The organism is Alicyclobacillus sacchari (assembly GCF_004366795.1).
In the GTDB taxonomy this organism is placed as follows: Bacteria; Bacillota; Bacilli; order Alicyclobacillales; family Alicyclobacillaceae; genus Alicyclobacillus; species Alicyclobacillus sacchari.
Genome location: NZ_SORF01000016.1, coordinates 20,518 through 37,902, shown reverse-complemented (window position 1 = coordinate 37,902; position 17,385 = coordinate 20,518). Strand labels below are relative to the sequence as shown.

Here is a 17,385-nt window from a genome sequence, read left to right as displayed (position 1 = left end):
TCTCAATCTCACATTCTACCAGAGAGGACGGAGATGGCTCATCTTTTATACCTCAAATGTGCCATCCCTTTTTACACAGCATACTGGACTCAACTAGGTCGTCCATAGAATATAATCAGAAATCATTATGATAAAACCGAACCGAAAAGTTGTTCTTGAAACTTTTTGTATATAGTGGAGGTTTTCAAGCAGAACAACTTTTTGGTTCCTCATAATTTATCTCTGATTTTCTGAATACGAGCAATGGGTTATATCTCCACATGATATGAGTATCAATGTCTAAGGTTACAGTTCCAATTTCTAAGGAAAAAGAAGCTCAAAAGATGACTCTTCAGGCACACGAAGCTCCTGCGGCGAGGATGCCATCTTGGTAGCTTGCGGAGTTTGGGCGTAATGGGTTTCAACTGTGCCCTGCGGCACTAAGGAACGCAAACCACTGCCAAAATGGAACTTTTCTTGATAGCGAAGGTCTGGTTGTGCCGCACCCAAAACGCAATGGTAGTTTGCCCGAAACTCACCACCTCAAGTAAAATGCCAACAATGTGGTTATCCGAAACCCGCGAACTACTTTATCAATGTACGCAGTGACAATTTCAGTAACGAGTTACCCATTGCGGCAATGGCAAATTATTCTACGAAAAATGAAGAAACCTCCATTCACACGACAGAGCTTTGTGGCAGTATCGTTAGCCACTGTGAAAGCCGCAACCTTGCCATGGTGCCAATCATAAGCTGTAAATGAAAACTGGTGAGGGAGCAGACTACCATGTAGCTCCTACTGTCATGAAGATTCTATACAACTCAAAGGATGAAACATCTCATCAGGGAAAACCACCATTTGCAGATGAATTGAAACTTTGAACACCACGCCATAAACATTGGTGTGGAAAATTCCCTGGTAAAGAAGACGAACGCCCTTTCAGATACGTCAATGATGGCAATTAGATTATTCGAGAACGTAGGTTTTCGGGAACAACAGCTAACGAAAGGGACGGTATTCAACCGCCCCGCGCATCGTCACAGCTTCTCCTATACCGTGACCAATTCTCTTGTATCTTCTCCGAGCCTTGAATGCTGATCCGATTTTGCCTGACTACCGCCGCCCTGCATCTGAAATCGCAAACGTTGCCCTTCATTCGTAATATCGTGTTCCACAAGGAACGACTTTAATTCTCTCAGCCGATGTGAAAAAGCCGATTTACTGTATCCGATTTGGAGGCGAAGTTCCTGTTTCCGAACGCTGTCTACGCCTGCCGCCTTGTATTTCAGGATGAGTGCTTTCAACTTCGCAACCCTACTCTTGTCGTTTTGCCCCTCATCACCTACTTTGCATTTGGTCGTTCCACCTTCCCACTGCTCCCTAACGTATTTAATGCCTGGTAACTGCTTTCTGACGATGCCCACCGCTTCCTCGTTCGAGCAGAACAAGTAAATCTCTGACTTCTGACTGTTGTCTCGGTTGATGCGTTTGACGGCTTGAAATAACTCTGCGGCAATGGTGCTGTTCCGAATGGCTTCTACCTCAACATCTCGAAACAACTCGATGTTCCGAAACGACTTGTCCTTATCCAAGGCATGAAAGAAGTATGCCATCAGAGCGTAAGTTCCATAATCAAAATTCGGCGTTTTGACGATGACGCAGGTGTCGAAAGTTCGCCAATCATTCCGCCCCAGCAGGTTCCCGTGGTACTCCACGCTGATCTCTACACCCAGCTTTCGTGATATATCCGCCAGCGTCTCTTCCCTTTCACCCTCGTCACGGTAATGGCTGGTGATAGCCGCTTCGAGCTTTGGTTTGTTCTCCTTATCTACAACAAAGAGAACGCCCTTTCGCCCATACAAGTCTACCGTCTTAACCACCTGGTCGAACAAGGCTGGATTATCTTTTAGTCCTTTCTTGCCTGTATTGACGAGATAGTGGTGAAGCGCAGAACGGGAATAGTCATGAACCTTGGGCTGGTGCTTCACGACAAACCTCTTTGACAATTGATACGGATAGAAAAAATCTGCGTTCGCGTCCAAGATGATGTTGTTTTTCAATCTAACGTAATCATAGCTATCATCGTAAGTGTAAAACGCACCGTTATAGTAGTACACTTCGTGGCGAAAGAGTTGCCGAAACTTCAACAGGAGTTCCCTGCAATCCTTCACCCTTGGCGACTTCACGAGTTTATTGATCTCGACCCTGTACTTCCTGTACTCCTCGGACTGAAACGTCGTCCATATCATATGTCCATGCTCCTCTGCGGCGGGAACACGGAGCCTTCTCAACTCGTCGCGGAACATATCCAACATCTCATCGAGGATTCCCGATTCGATATTCACGCTATAGCTGTATAAAGTGGACAACTCACGTCGGGAAATTACAATCTCGTCCATTAAGTTGGGATACTCATCAATGAGCAGAATATCCCTTCCCCTGATGAGTTCTTCATGTTCGCCCTTGCAAACTTGGGCATACATTCGCGTGGTTATCACCAACACTTGAGGTTCAATTACGCTTTGCCTTTTCTTGCCTGTCCTCAAGTCCTCTCCCTCGACAGCCAGGGCAACAGGTTTGCCAGCAGTTTCGTTGATTGCGTTGGCGGTAGCATCCAACAAACCATCTTTTTTAAATGGTTGAACCCACAGAACTCGATAAGGATGCGTACGAGTCATTTCGCCAATAAATCTCTGGGCGTGTATCGTTTTCCCCAATCCTGGCTCGTGGTCAAATACAACGAAACGCTCTGCATCCCATGTGTCAGGGTTCATGATCTGCTCCCGAAGTTCCGTAAAGTAGTCTCTTTTCAATTGCATGAAAGCCATTTTCCCCTTTCGCCTGTTGTGCTTACCGCTTGATGACTTGCTGTTTGGGCACAACACAAAAAGCTGGTTGTTCGTGTTAGGTGTGCCCGCGATCTTTCCAGCCCAAGAGACTACTGAACAGACTTGTCCCTGGGTTCACATGAAAGACCTATATAAAAACGAGCACCCCACCACGCAACCAGCCTTGCTGTCTGCTATGGGGAAAACGGCGGCATCCTGCCGATATCGAAACCTGACTATGAAGTTTGTCCAAAACGTGTTTCTATCTTATCTCTGTCATCTCATATTGTCAACTATATGATACCATTTACCCCAGTCAACCCCAATAACGTTTTCTTCTTAACGAAATTGACCCGTCACCTTCACTTTAACCCTGTCTTTCTCCTAATGCGACTTTTCGCCCCAGTTCGCCCTCCACATTCGACATCATAGTGCGACTCGTGGTGAATTATTCGCCCCAAGTCTGTATAGCATATGAGGTCAATCAAAACACAAAGAAAGGGGAAGAACTTTATGTACGCAATCGCCGTGGATACTGGGAAGAGTTTTTCGAAGAGTATCAGCTACAAGGAACAAGGGTTCATTAAGCAACGGTTCCGCACGCTCATGCAAGAGGGAACTCATTTTTCTGGAGTCGAGGTATCTGGGGGCACTTATCGCGTGGAGTTTGAGGACAAACAGTATCTTATTGGGAGTATGTGCTCAGAGTTGAATGCGGACTATGCCTCCGCGTCCAAACACTCTCTTACCCACAAATTGGCGGTTTACACGTCGATAGCCCTGATGTTGGAAAAACTCAGTGTGGAACGAGTCGGTATTCCGCAAGTCGCTGTGGCACTAAATACTCCGCTTCATATCTTCAAAAACGAAAAACTAAAAGCCGCCTATCACGAATTTATCCTGAATGACCAAAAGCCCATTTCCTTGCGCGTGAATGGACAAGCCTGGGTGTTTCGGATCAACCAACTGGTGTTATTGCCTGAATCCCTCGGTCCAATCTATTCTCACCTGGATGAATATCGTAATAATAGAGTTACGGTGATCGACATCGGTTCGATGAACGCATCCTTTTCGACTTTCGACAGGTTGATCCCGAAGATTGACAGTATGGTGATCTCGAATCTTGGCGTAAACCTCCTCCGAGGACATGTCCAGGAGACGCTATCCACCCAATTCGGAGCCACCATCACTATGGACGAGAGCGAAGCCATTCTACGAGAACAAGTCTACTCCATCAATGGTACAGTCATGCCTGAAAGCGAGAAAATAATTCGTGATTTGATGATGAACCATGTCCGAGACATCATCAACTATGGAAGATCACAAGGGCTATCGTTCACTACGCCTGTTTTTTGCGGCGGAGGCAGTCTTATGTTAAAGGATGCTATCTTAGCCCAGTACCCTCATGCCCAGATCGATGACAACGGGAGCTACTCTAATGTGATGAGTTACTGGAAGTTACTCGAAGCCAGAGGCTTAACTTCTCATGTCTAAACGGAAAATCTCGATCTCCATCAGAGATCCAGTCGTGTATGAGTTTTTGAGGGCAAAGGCAAATACAGGGATTAGTGCATATGTTTGTGACCTGATTCGTCGGGATATGAACCGCCCCAAAGATGAAGACCTGGACAAGAAGGTCGAAGAAATCGTAAGGCGATTGTTGAAAAACGCCAATGGGATCACTCTTCAATCCCGCGATTCCCCAAGGAAGGACTCATTATCTCACGAAGATAGGGAGCTTCTCAAATCACTGTTCTGATAATGGAGGAGAGCCGACTCAGGCTCTCTTTCACGCCCCAGCCTGCACATCCAGTCAACTTTGCGCGGTTTTCTCCAATATGTAGCCTACTTTCCGTAATTTCAGGCACCTGAAGTCTCGATTTTAGACTCGCCAGCGATAGACGCACACACTCAAACCCGTTAAAATCCTAACCCCAATCAACGTACCCACTTTTCAAGTGGCTTCAACAGCCGCCGAACAATATAGTTTGCAGACCAGTCATCCTGCCCTGCCTCCGTGACCTTGGCTTCCTTTTATGCGGATATGCCTTGAGATATGGGGACCCGCCTATTTTACTCTTTGAGCTAAATCAAATGCCGTCCCTTGTCACGAGCGCATGTGTTACAATTTTCATGTGTTTCCACGATGGTTCCGAGGAGGATGGTTTCATGGCTGAAGATGAGTTATTTAAATTCGAGGAAGGGCTAACTCAACTTTGCAGAGAAGTGCGTCCTCTCGACGATATTACGGTTTGGGTTGAGCAAGTAAACGATCCGCCGCTCGCAAGCTACATCATCCATTTCAACCGAAATGACAACGGAAGCGTGGTCAACACCGAGATTGTCTCCATTTCGAGGCTTGACATTGAAGATAAATCAGCAGGTCAGAAAATACTTGCCGCAATTAACAAAGTTTGAACCTCCATATGCTCAAAGACGGACGATGATGATTCCGTGAAGCACCTACTGATGACACAACCCGCGCTTTCGTTGTGTTTGAAACACGATTAACCCGATTCCCACTCGAACATGTGATATGAGAGCCAGTAATGGCTCTCTTCTTGCTGAAGAAATCGACTCCAGCGAACTTTTCCTTGATATCCCTCAGTTTCGCGTACTACTGGTCATCCGCCTCGTCCAGCACCCGCCGCAACGCATCCCTCGATTGTTCTGGCAACAATTCGACGAAATGCCGCAAACCCATCGAATACAACAAACACACCGCCAGCCGATCCCGCTCGATGCCGTCCTCATGAAACGGAATACCGCCCCATAGTTCCCAAAGATGGTCGTTAGACGTTGCCATGTTCCAGGCTGGTATGTCCACTATCTGTGGTTTTTCAGACGGATACATGTCATAAAACGCCATCCAGTCCTGGGCTGTGATATTTTCTCCTTGTGCATATCTGCGGTGTAACTCGTCGTTCATCTGTGCATTCACCTCATTTACAGTTGGCAAGAGTTTCAGGGCATTGAACTGGGGAACCACGGAAAACCTTATACACCAGCCCTCAACATCGTCCACTCGCTTTGTATCACCTTAATAAAAATCCCAGGATTTGTACGACTATTTACCCTGTCCGTGCCTACTCACCGTATTCTTAGCCCGCTCATATAGTCATGCCGTTATACTCCACACATCATGAATGCCGAATCCCTTACATAACTTTGCCCTGTCCTTTCCCGCTCTTCAACTTTTCAAGGCAATTTTGACATATACACGTTTTCTCTGACCCCGTTGATGGGATTTTGTTGAATATCTCCTTGGGGAAGAACTCGCGGTCACACTAACACGTACCGTGCGGTTTGCCAGCAACATTGCCGCAGTCATTATCCCCTCCACAAATGGGGCATACTTTCCCGTTCATCGTTGTGCTCACCCATCCCATCCATGTGGCTAATCGTCAGGATTCACGATTGCGAAATGTAGATGTTCTTCCCACTTTCCATTGATGAGGACGTTCTTCTTGGAAAGACCTTCTTTTTCGAATCCCGACTTCTCAAGAACTCGTATTGATCCTTCGTTGTGCGGCATTACGCCAGCTTCAATGCGGTGGAGCTTTAGAACTCGAAACGCATAGTCAACTACGAGACGAACGGCTTCCGTTGTATATCCACGCCCATTGTACGCCTTGTCCAACGAGTACCCTAACCAACAGGATTGTTATGGACCTCTCATTACTTCGGTTAATGAGACTATGCCAATCAAGGCATCCGTACTGGTTAAAAACACGCCAAATACATACTCTGCATCTTGCTCCATTTTCGCGATACTGGACTTGATGGAGTTAACCTGATACTCGGTAGTGTAAAAGTCCTCGCTTCGTGTCGTCAGGTAAGTCTCAAAGAAGGCGCGATTTCGCAAGTTTAGTTCCAGCTTTGCAGTGGCATCCGATTCCTCCAAAAACCTGAGATAAATGTCGGTTCCAACCAACTTCATCAGGTATTTCACTCCCTACTGCCGTATCACTCAAAAAACTGCATGTGTGGCTTTGTTTCTCGATAGTAATCCAGGCGATCTTGCAGAGTCCCAGTATGAAACTCAAACTTGTGACCATCTGGGTCGGTGAAGTAAACGGATTGCTTGTCGCGTTCGTCGCGCATCCGTCCAGGCAGGATATTTACCCCTAATTCCTGTAGTTTCTGAACAACTGAATCAAATTCGTCGGAACTGATAGAGAAAGCGATGTGTGTATACGATTTGTGAATCTCATTTCTCGGAATGTCCTCTTCAACGTTCAACGCTAACCACATTCCGTTCAAATCAAAGTACGCCAACTTCCTCCCTCGAACCAATAATTTAGCCCCAAACACATCCTGGTAAAACTTGATTGACCTCTCAAGATCCGAGACGGAAAACAGAAGATGATTGATACCACCAAACTTCACATTTATTCACCTCAGACTTTCATTCATTAGTGATAAAGTGTTCTAATTGTAGGGACTAAGCGGCATCCTCAGTTCAGTTATTGACATCCCGTTGTCATCGATGCTTTCAACGATAATCTCGTGTATTGTGGTCTCAAATGTCTCATTAAATCCCTCTGTGTCTTGTAAAGCAAGGTAAAAACCCCTTTTGTTGATGATTCGACCAACCGTTAGGTGTGGAATGTATGTGAGAGAACGATTAAGATACTGTCGCAGTATGCCCGTGTACAATTTGTCATGTAGCTGAATGATTTCATCGTTCCCGACCTTCACATTTAAGAACAAATACTCTTCATCGGCACCAGTGACACCGCGCATCACGATATTAAATGGCTTCAGTCCAGCAATGGACTCTTTCAAATGAGCTTGAAGTTCATCGGCTGTAATGGTGCTTTCGAATGGAAATACCAATGTCACATGCGGTGGAATGAGATTGGAAAGGGGGTCATACTTGGCTCTCAAGGCGTTGATAGGTTTTGAATTCGGAAACTCAGGGAATAGATGAATTGCCCTCATCACACTGAATCACCCCTCTTCGAGTCGTTTATCTTTGTACCCCTGCAACGCTAAGTCCTCAATTTTCACGACGAGACTCTCTTTCCCTTGGATATATGACCCGATGTCATTTGGGAATGCTTGCGCCAATTTTCGCTTCAACTCTCCGTACTCTCTCGCTTCGTTGGGATGCTTTCTCAAATAGTCGCGAAATGCCAGGTGCCGCCGAATATGAAGGCTTCCAACTTGGAAGACGTGCACATGATGCGTGCGATTGTCTCCGCCCTTCTGAAAGTACCTTCGTCCAGGTATCCCGTTCTCACCCTTCGGCTCATACCCGATGTCTCGCATTAGCTGATTGTATTCATCAACCAATGAAATGTCACGTACCACTGGCATGATGTCGATGATTGGTTTGGCATCTAAACCTGGAACCGCTGTGCTTCCAATGTGATAAATAGCGACGAATTGAACCCCAAAGACATGACGGAGTTTCTCCACTTCTTCTTCGTACATCCGAACCCAGTCCCCGCTATAGGGCGTTACCTCGACACGTCTCATAAGCCACTTCCCCTTTTCGCGGAACAAATCTCCCATCGCGAACAGGACTTCCAGAATGTCTTCTACTCGTCTTTCCCTACTGTCTTGTTTGTTTTATGGTTCCTGAGCTTTCAAGCCAAAAATCCTGTGTCGTTTTCTGGGGTGATGTTCTTCTGAAACAGAATGCGGTCTTGACTCCTACCAGCATAATCAACTCCAACGGAAGCAGTAAATCCCATTCGTGTGTGAAACGCCACAGACCCCTCATTTGCTGGAGACGTGATACACCGAACGATATTACAACCCATATCCTGAACCACATCAAAGAATTTCTGATACAATTGTCGGGCTAACCCACTCTTTCTGAGTTCAGGATTTACACCGACAAAGTGAATGTAAGCTTCGTTTGGATGTGTTTGCGATACGAATCCAATCAGAAAAGCCGATAACATACCGTCGTTTTCGACTATGAAGCTGGTTGGTTGAAAATGCTCGAAAAACAACCTCGGTAAGAGATGGGTCATCTGGCGACCACCCCACCAATCATCCAATACTTCAATCACTTTGTAGTAGTCGTCAACCTCAACATTTCGTATGTTCACGGAGGCATCTCCCTTATCCCTGGTAGCTTGAAGCTCCTAACTGCGACTCATGAGCGGTTCAAGAACTTACTGTCTTGTGGTTACGCCCTACCTACTGCCGCTTTCATGATTTCATTCGCAACAACCACCTCTGTCCCTGCCAGACCCACGGAACAAAACAGGGTTATATCATCTTGACCCTTTCTCCCAGGCATTTTCCCTGTAACAACGTCACTAAGCTGTATAATCCGTTCCTCATCGGGCGTACCGCTATTGGTAGCGCAAATGACAATATCCGCTCCCTGTATGCAACTTTTTGGCGAATCGACAGCCACGACCTCTATGTCCAGCTTTTTTGCCATTTCTGCCGCAAATGCCTCTCTATTTTCATGGTTGCGACTGAAGACTCGAACACGTTGAATATCCCTGACAGCAACAGCCGCCTCCAACTGTGTCCGCGCCTGCATGCCTGTACCAATCACCGCGACGTGTTCGGCATCCTTCCGAGCCATGGCTTTGATTGCGACCCCACCAATCGCTCCAGTACGAACAGCACCAAGCAGATTCCCAATCACTATGCCCTTAAACACCCCTGTATCTGAATCAAACACACAAACCAATTGCTGATGCCCATCCAAATCGTTCGCGTAGGTGTCGTAGACGCGGAATCCGATTACCTTTTCCATGGCAGTTGTGGCACCCGCAGTAAACACCAAGTCCCCCTGTTTCGATTCCAGCCGAAATCGCGGAGGAGAAACAAGCGTTCCATTTGCCCGTTCCGCAAAGGTGCGTTCGATTGCGCTTACTATCGACTTCATGGAAGCAAGCTTCTCAACGTCCTGGTCTGTAAGGACATGATACAAGCGAAGTCACCCCTTCAGGCGCGAAAGTTGTCTTTCAAGTTTCGAATCCCTTCTATTATCCCAAGCTCTTCCCTGCTCTTCTACCACTCATTGCGAACGAACTCGAATTCCCGAACTCCTTGAAATGCATGTCGGATGTCATGCATAACTCCGAGAACGCGGAGTCGCGCACCTTCGTAGTCACCGTACTCCCCTTCGTCGCCGATGATGGTGAGAAGGGACATGTAAAGGGTGTCAAGATCCTTATAATCACCAGCTATCGAGAGTCCAGTGAAGTTCAGTGTATTGGTGATGGTTAGCATGAGTGTTCACCGTCCGAGTTAATAGAGTAAAATACAGGGTTACTCAGGGCGAAGAGTCATGACCCCCCGTTCGCCAATACCTTGTAAATGATGCGTGACGATGGTTTCGTCTGACCAGAATCCAATTGGAGCATCGGCAGGCTTTGGCTTTTTTACGTCACTTTCTACCATCTGTCTGTATACCGTGTCCGAATAGTAATTCAAACACCCGTCTTGACTGACACTCTCCAGTCGAAAGAGTTCCGTGATGGGTTCGCCGATGATTGTCAAATCTAAGTAATCATCCGAGACCCCTGCGGTTGAGTAGTACATCACTTCCCCATGATGCAAAGCACATTTCGAGTTTATCTCTAAGTCTTTAAGCGTCAGAATTGCCTCACGGCAGAAATTCTCTGCTCGCCTTAAATAGTGATGCAAATTTCCATTCTGAATGAAGGGTGCTCCAAAGATTGCGATGATGCCATCACCAATAATCTTTTCAACAACACCGTCGTACTTGTAAATTAAGGGAATCACGTTGGCATAGTACACATCTAAAACTGCGGCAATCTCATCTGCACTCATGTCCTTCGTCTGTTTAGAGAACCCCGATATATCGATGAAGGTCAGAACGATTTCGTATTTTCTCCTCTGGTCAAACTCGCGAGCAAACTCAGGATTCAAATACACCCTTTGATAGTCGAAGCTGTCTGTTACGGCGACAGTTCCTAATGACTTCTGGGTGTATCTAACTTTCCGTCCCGTCCCGTATTTTCTGAGCAACTTATCATTTTCATTTATATTGGGCATGTCTCTCTCCCCCTTCAGCCCCAAAACCAGAACAAAGCCGATATCCCCACAAACACTAATACAGTCCATACGCTCCAATTGAACAACCTGAATTTACGCATGACGATTTTAGAATTAACCACAATTTGATCGGCTAACTGTCCTTCCCATTCATTAAGCTGGCAATTAAATTGATTCTGCAGTGCTTCCTTATACTGACTTTCTTCATACTTTGAGATGTGACCAAAGAAGAGGAGGTTATCATGCTGTGCTGGTCCAGCTTTTCTGCGGAAAAACTTGTTGGAGTTCGTGATGGAAGAGAATGAAAAAAGTGAGATAAGTACACTCAACCCGATTCCCACAACAAACGTAGCAATTGGCACTTTTATCGTTGCCGAAACCGAGCTATTTGTCAGCAAACTGATCAAGCCAAAGAGTGCCGCAGTGTCAAAGGTGATGAGGGCTATGTGTTTTGCTTCCGCAAATTTGAGCCAATCGTTGACTTTGTCAAATAGATATTTAAGCTCTTCCTTCATTGCCTCATCACCCTTCGGCATTGTAGGCATCTTGAATCTCGGTCCAAATGATGTCAGCCGTGTAGCATGGAATTTGTTTGTCTCCGACTGTAACCTGTACGGGTTTCCATAAGTTCTCCGTGATATCCTTGGAGCTATTGGGGTTGCGCCTTTTGTACTCATCGAACACCTTTTCCGTGATGAGTATAGCCTTGTAGCCGTCCTTATTCGCCTGATCTGTGAGTTTCGACGCTTGGTTTGCAGGTCGTCCTAACCACACCAGATCCTTGTAATTTCCATGGTCCTCGGTTCGACTGATTGTTCCTACTTTGGTCACAAGCATTGAGCCGTAATCGATTCCTATCCCGCATTCGATTGTATTATTGTAACGTTTCCTGAAATAAGGCTTTATAACATAGGACATTATTGAATTCATCAAGTATGCCGTATTCACGGCATTCGTAAAACAATCCTTTCCGTTTTTCTCTCTGTCATAAACCACCATCACACGATCCCCAACTATTCCCCTCACATGCCCACCATGGTATCTTGCCGCTCGAATCATCTCTTCAACAAAGGATGAATAGAGTTTCCCTGTTGTACCCTTCTGATGCTTGTCGGATAAACTCGTAGAACGGCGAATGTCGATATACAACACCGTAGATTCCAGAACATAACCAACGTTGTCAAAGGTGAGCGATTTGTCATTCACCGATGGAACAGTGGTGACATCAATCAATTCAAAATCCTCCGCAAAACGGTCAGATACCCGTTGCTTGCTCTCTTCGTAGTATTCCTTTAACCCCATTCAAACCCCTCCCCACGTGAAAGTGACCAGGTTCGCGCCAAAAAACTGCTTGTCCACTGCATCAGTTCACGCCTACAAATCACGAACTATTTCTTCGTCCAGGATGGCTTTACGCTTCTCCCAGTCGGGCATCAATGCACTCAGAAAACCATAAAATCGCTCATTATGGTTCTTATGAAGAAAGTGGGTCAATTCGTGTAAAATGACGTACTCTATGCAGTACTTCGGAGCCTTGATCAACTCGAAATTAAGAAGAATGGCGTGGGAGTCCCTTAAGCACGACCCCCACCTTGCCTTCATGGTGCGAATCTGAATTTCTGGCTTTGGAATGTCGTATTTTTGTAGTGACAAGTACACCTTCTCCAGAGACTCGGAAAAGACACCATTAGCCTGTTCCCTCATCCACTGGTCAAAGAGATTCCTCTTCCTGACGGTATCGGTCACGTTCTTTACCCTCAGATAAATGAAGCCACCATCAAGCATTACTCCCTCATCTTGTGCCTCTTCAACACGCAACCGATACTGCTTTCCGAGGAATTGAAATGACTCACCGCTGACAAATTCCCGTTTCCGTTCACTTTCTGGTTGCACATCCTTGAAATAGTGAACGTTTTTCATAATCCAAGGTCCTTTTTGTTTTACGAAATCCAGAATAAACTCAAGAGGTACGCTCGGATTGGCTGAGACTGCAACGGTCATGTCTGGCTTGATGTGGAGGTTCACGTTTTTGACGTTTTTCCTCTCCAACGTGAACCTGATCACCTGATCCCCATACTCAACCTGATGATGCTCCACACCATTTGGCTTGTTAGTATCGTCGTAAGGCAACGGTTTTCACACTTTCGATAATTTTGTCGATCTGGTCAAAATCAAGATCAAAGTGATGCTCTGCCGCGAAATCATAGAGCAAGTCGTCCAATTCTTGGGCGATTCGATTATGCACCTCAATGTTGTCATGCCAGTCAACTTTGCTATGGCTTTCAATGATTTGGTCAATTTTAAGTGCCAACTCACCCAGTAATTCCTGCTTGTCGTTCACGTCATTGGATTCTTGGAACACCTCCAGTACAACGCCGTAGAAAGCTTGGGCATTGACATTACTTCGTAGGTTAGAGGGATAACTAACGCCCGAAGTGCCTTTGCGAAAGTCCCTCATGATATCCTGCATTCTTGACCAGTATTCAGCTTCACTAATCCGCTGTTCTTTATAGGCTTTGATGGTTTCTTCGATGCGCTGTGAGAATTTCTTGTAATAAACTGGGTTCTCATCCCACTTGGCGTTAATCCGTTTGGACAACCTGGTTCGGATGGCATCTGCCCTCGCCCTGGGCGATTTGAGACGCTTCAATTCTTCCTCAAAGCCCTTCTCATCCATAATGTCCACGGGGTTTGTGATGCGAATGATTTCCTCCGCCGAGATATAGTTATCCATGAGCATCTGCATCTTGGCTTCATATTCTTTATGATCGATGGTATCGCTGTAGCGGAGCTTCACGCTCTTTCTGAGTTCCTGGTAGAACTTTAAGTCACGTTTGTATCGATTGAGTTCGTCCGCGCCGAGAGCGTTATAAATGGCTTCGGACTCCAATGCGATACCAAGATTCCGCCCGAACGAACTTAACACGGAATAGAAGTGCTGTCGCAGTTCATCATTTGCAAGCAGAACCTCGTACTCTTCTACATCGTTCTTGTTCTTCACTGGAATGAAGATATTCACAAGCTCCGTATAGTAGTGGCGCAGATCCCCGATAATCGTGATGACATCATAAATGGCACCTTTCAAGTCTTTGGGGTCGAAATTCTCCAATCCCGCTCCAGCATACATTTCCATCGCTTCGTCCAGCTTAGTCAACAACCCGCGATAGTCGATAATCAAACCGTAGTCTTTTCCTTCATACAACCTGTTTGCTCTTGCGATGGCTTGTAGAAGATTATGCTCCTTGAGAGGTTTATCCACGTACAAGACGCAGACATTTGGCGCATCAAAGCCAGTAAGGAGCTTATCTACGACGATTAACAGATCAAGCTCATCCCCGTTTACGAACTCATCCTTGATGCTATCTTCGTAATTGTCCTCGTCGCCATACTTGTCCATCATCTTCTTCCAGAACTGCTGAACCTTGTCCTCCGATGCTTCATCGACTTCACTGTAACCTTCACGCTGATCGGGAGGTGAAATGACAACAGCACAGTTCAAATCACCGAGTTCTTCAAAGGCTTCTAAATAGCGAATGGCTTCGAGCTTGCTGTTTGTGGCTAACATCGCAGTATAGTGGATGTCCTTCGTTTTGTAGTGCTTTAGAAAGTGCTCGTTGATATCAAACGCGATCAACTTAATCCGCTGATCCGATGACGCAATCCGTTCAAACTGCGACCACTTTTTCATGACCTCTTCTTTTTGCTTGTCGTTCAAGTGACGGGTGATCATATCCAGACGGAGGTCGATGGCTTTTCGGTTAACCGTCTGATCAACCATCTTCCCTTCGTACAGCAAAGGAGCGATGATCTTGTCTCTAACGCCGTCTGCCATGGTATATGGGCGGAACATTTTCCCGAATTTCACGATGGTATTTTTCTCTTTCCGTAACAAAGGTGTCCCTGTAAAGCCTAAATAGCAGGCGTTCGGGAACACCTGTTTCATTTTGATGTGCAACTCACCATACTGCGTCCGATGGGACTCATCGACGAGTACGAACACATCCCTGGACAGGATCTTTTGCTGTTGCCCTGATGCGGTATCAAACTTGTGGACAAGTGTGGTAACGATATCCGCGCTGTTATCGTTGATCAGGCTGACCAGGTGTTTTCCAGTCGTCGCACGACTTGCCTTAAGCCTGGAATGATTGAAAGTGCGATGGATTTGTTTGTCCAGGTTCTTTCGATCAGTAACCAATATCACCTTCGGGTTATATTGGGTCAATTCAGACAGGATGTACTTCGCCAGCATCACCATGGTCAGGCTCTTTCCAACACCTTGTGTGTGCCAAATCACTCCACCTTGACGATTCCCATTTTCATCTGTCTCGTGAAGAATGGTGTCAATGATCTCTTTAATGACGAAATACTGCTGATACCTTGCGATCTTCTTGACATCCTTATCATAGACGATGAAATATTTCGTCAGTTCCAGTAACCGTTCAGGATGGAACAACGAGATGATGTTCTTGTCCTGCGTTGTAGGAAGGCGATCATGAACCGTTCGGCTCAGTTGTTCCTGGAGCCACGCTTCGTCTTGTTCCTGCCATACAGTCCAAAATTTCTTCGGAGTAGCACATGTTGCATATTGGGTTTCATTCTTGTTGGTGGACATGATAATCTGAACAAACTTAAATAGTTGTGGGGCATAATCCTTACCGTGATTGCGAAGCATCTGGCTGATTCCCTGATCCATCGAGATGGAAGCCTTTTTGCACTCTATCACGGCAAACGGAATCCCATTGACGAACAATACAATGTCAGGTCGAATTGTCTCTCGTCCATCCATTCGTTCTACGGAGAATTCCTCAACGACATGAAATACGTTGTTATCCCAATGTTCCCAATCGATGTACTGCAGGGAAAAAGACTTTTTGGAGCCATCGGGGAGATTCTCCGAGTAACTCCTCCCCAACATCAGCGACTCATAAATCTTCTCGTTGGTTCTGACGAGTCCGTCCGTCAACGGTTCATCTAAATCACGAATCGCCTGTTGAATGTTCTTCTCGCTAAACTTGTAGGTAACACTCTTGTACTCGTAGGAGTTCTTTCGGAGTTGCTGTTCCAGAATTTCGCGTAAGATAACTTGATGCAAGTTACCTCGCATCTTTTCTGCTTCTTTAGCGGACAGATACGTGTATTTCAGTCCTCGTAAAACTTCAATTGCTGGTATCTGACTGATATTCTCTTCATTGAAATCCTCTGCCGATGGCATCTTACCATCCTCCTATGTGTTGCACAGAGTAATTCTTAGACCCGAACCTCTCCCGACAAGAGCAGGTCCATCAAGCCTCTCTTTTGTTGCTTAAGTAACTCTAATTTCGTCTCAAGGCACGAAACCTCGTTATCTGCTAACGTCAGAATCTCAGCAATTTTCTTCTGTTCATCTAAGGGAGGTACAATTACATCAAGGTTCAAAAAGTCACGTTTGCTCATAACACGATTTCGTCCTGCTCCGCCAGGCGAGATATTCTGCAACAAATACTTAAAGTGAGGTTGCATGATGTAATACTTGTAGAATTGTGGAACCGCTCTGGATTTGAACTCGTAAGTCGGAAACCTGTGCGAAACCAATTTCCCATCATCGGACTTAGTTGCAACGCAAACTGCGTGTTCCCATGCAAAGGTTATGTTGACAATCAAGTCATTTTCTTTGACAACATATAGCTTATCCATGGATACCGTATCTGGGTTTTCGATGTATTCGTGGAAAGAACCCTTTGCATGGCTCCGTATCCCTAATCTCCAATACCCCATGCTTGGCTTCTCAACTTCTCTGCTGACAGGTTTAACAACGTCACTTAACTTCATTACACTCCAATCAGAGGGAACAAGCCCTAAGGGCGTAGATCTGTATCCATGATGCGTAACTCCGCGAGCAGTCATAGTTACTCGTCGAGTTAAGTTATCCGTATCCGACTTTACAGCTTCGTTCCATCGGAGTTTTCCAGTTAGCAATTCATGCGACAAACCCTTGTAATAAGCTTTTTTCTGCTGAATTAGCTTTTCTGTCAACTCTATGCCCCTATTCCAAGTAGCAAGCACTTCAGCAATCTTTTCCTGTTCGTCATAAGGCGGTAGGAAGACCAAAAATTTACCGAGATCATCTTGACCAATAGTGGTCATCGTTGTGGTTTTTGCCTGCCTCATAAAGTACGACCTGGCATAGCTTGATGAACAAAATTCCCGCAGGAATTCTGGAACAACCCTGCTTGTGTCGGGACGAATCCGCATGATATGGTCGTCAAACACCATCACATTTTTGTCATCAAGATTTATGTTGCATTGAGCAATCCCCTCTAACTTTAGAGAAGAGCGCGTAAAGAAGATATCGCCAACCTCAACTCTATACTTCGAAATCTCGCTGTCAGAGAGTTCTAACAAACCAAGCTGACTTGTATCAATGCATGAACCACTATATAGGTTGACCACGTTGATTAGTTTGACACCTTTGCCGCTTTTTTCAGGATCATTAAAAACTCCATTCCTGATACCATCCACGGACAAATTACTCAACTGGTCGATCTGCCAGTCTGAAGGAATGCGGAATTGCCGATTAAACCGACCTGTATTTAAGCTCAC

General features: G+C 45.8%; 16 protein-coding genes and 1 pseudogene. 2 read left to right on the top strand and 15 right to left on the bottom strand.

Annotated features, from left to right (window positions below):
* Positions 1-1,029: 1,029 nt before the first annotated feature.
* Positions 1,030-2,808, bottom strand: coding sequence for a hypothetical protein (locus C7445_RS12785; protein WP_134160906.1), 1,779 nt, complete (start codon positions 2,806-2,808; stop codon positions 1,030-1,032).
* A 513-nt stretch (positions 2,809-3,321) separates the two neighbouring features.
* On the opposite strand from C7445_RS12785, the gene C7445_RS12780 reads away from it, so the two are divergent.
* Complete coding sequence (locus C7445_RS12780; protein WP_134160904.1) at positions 3,322-4,302, top strand: ParM/StbA family protein; 981 nt, start codon at positions 3,322-3,324, stop codon at positions 4,300-4,302.
* 675 nt (positions 4,303-4,977) lie between these two features.
* The gene (locus C7445_RS12775) at positions 4,978-5,226 is read left to right on the top strand and encodes a hypothetical protein (protein ID WP_134160902.1); all 249 of its coding nucleotides are present in this window, start codon (positions 4,978-4,980) and stop codon (positions 5,224-5,226) included.
* Between the two features lie 199 nt (positions 5,227-5,425).
* Here C7445_RS12775 and C7445_RS12770 read toward each other — a convergent pair whose 3' ends face one another.
* The 14 genes and pseudogenes from C7445_RS12770 to C7445_RS12705 all read right to left on the bottom strand — a co-directional run bounded on the left by C7445_RS12770 (position 5,426) and on the right by C7445_RS12705 (position 17,385).
* The gene (locus tag C7445_RS12770) at positions 5,426-5,737 is read right to left on the bottom strand and encodes a hypothetical protein (RefSeq protein WP_134160900.1); all 312 of its coding nucleotides are present in this window, start codon (positions 5,735-5,737) and stop codon (positions 5,426-5,428) included.
* Between the two features lie 468 nt (positions 5,738-6,205).
* Positions 6,206-6,748 (bottom strand): annotated as a pseudogene (locus tag C7445_RS12760) (GNAT family N-acetyltransferase).
* 26 nt (positions 6,749-6,774) lie between these two features.
* Complete coding sequence (gene fosB / locus C7445_RS12755; protein WP_134160898.1) at positions 6,775-7,197, bottom strand: metallothiol transferase FosB; 423 nt, start codon at positions 7,195-7,197, stop codon at positions 6,775-6,777.
* Positions 7,198-7,239: 42 nt separating this feature from the next.
* Positions 7,240-7,752: a 2'-5' RNA ligase family protein gene (locus C7445_RS12750; RefSeq protein ID WP_243835184.1), complete on the bottom strand. Its 513-nt coding sequence runs from the start codon at positions 7,750-7,752 to the stop codon at positions 7,240-7,242.
* Positions 7,753-7,761: 9 nt separating this feature from the next.
* On the bottom strand, positions 7,762-8,292 hold the full coding sequence (locus tag C7445_RS12745) for a GrpB family protein (RefSeq protein WP_134160894.1): 531 nt from the start codon (positions 8,290-8,292) through the stop codon (positions 7,762-7,764).
* A 110-nt stretch (positions 8,293-8,402) separates the two neighbouring features.
* Positions 8,403-8,873: a GNAT family N-acetyltransferase gene (locus tag C7445_RS12740; protein ID WP_134160892.1), complete on the bottom strand. Its 471-nt coding sequence runs from the start codon at positions 8,871-8,873 to the stop codon at positions 8,403-8,405.
* An 80-nt stretch (positions 8,874-8,953) separates the two neighbouring features.
* On the bottom strand, positions 8,954-9,715 hold the full coding sequence (locus C7445_RS12735; protein ID WP_279586219.1) for an ornithine cyclodeaminase family protein: 762 nt from the start codon (positions 9,713-9,715) through the stop codon (positions 8,954-8,956).
* 80 nt (positions 9,716-9,795) lie between these two features.
* A complete protein-coding gene (locus tag C7445_RS15020; RefSeq protein ID WP_424923015.1) occupies positions 9,796-10,017 on the bottom strand; it encodes a DUF6904 family protein in 222 nt (73 codons plus the stop codon).
* A 39-nt stretch (positions 10,018-10,056) separates the two neighbouring features.
* Positions 10,057-10,806, bottom strand: coding sequence for an adenylate/guanylate cyclase domain-containing protein (locus tag C7445_RS12730; RefSeq protein WP_166669142.1), 750 nt, complete (start codon positions 10,804-10,806; stop codon positions 10,057-10,059).
* Between the two features lie 14 nt (positions 10,807-10,820).
* Complete coding sequence (locus C7445_RS12725; RefSeq protein WP_134160886.1) at positions 10,821-11,321, bottom strand: Pycsar system effector family protein; 501 nt, start codon at positions 11,319-11,321, stop codon at positions 10,821-10,823.
* 7 nt (positions 11,322-11,328) lie between these two features.
* Entirely contained in the window at positions 11,329-12,108 is a 780-nt protein-coding gene (locus tag C7445_RS12720; RefSeq protein WP_134160884.1) for an adenylate/guanylate cyclase domain-containing protein, read from the bottom strand.
* 72 nt (positions 12,109-12,180) lie between these two features.
* Positions 12,181-12,936 carry a M48 family metallopeptidase gene (locus C7445_RS12715; protein ID WP_243835183.1) on the bottom strand — a complete coding sequence of 252 codons (756 nt, stop codon included), beginning with the start codon at positions 12,934-12,936 and terminating at the stop codon, positions 12,181-12,183.
* Positions 12,917-16,018, bottom strand: coding sequence for a type I restriction endonuclease subunit R (locus C7445_RS12710; RefSeq protein ID WP_134160882.1), 3,102 nt, complete (start codon positions 16,016-16,018; stop codon positions 12,917-12,919). Before C7445_RS12710 ends, C7445_RS12715 begins: the two co-directional genes overlap by 20 nt.
* 35 nt (positions 16,019-16,053) lie before the next feature.
* On the bottom strand, positions 16,054-17,385 hold the full coding sequence (locus C7445_RS12705) for a restriction endonuclease subunit S (protein ID WP_134160880.1): 1,332 nt from the start codon (positions 17,383-17,385) through the stop codon (positions 16,054-16,056).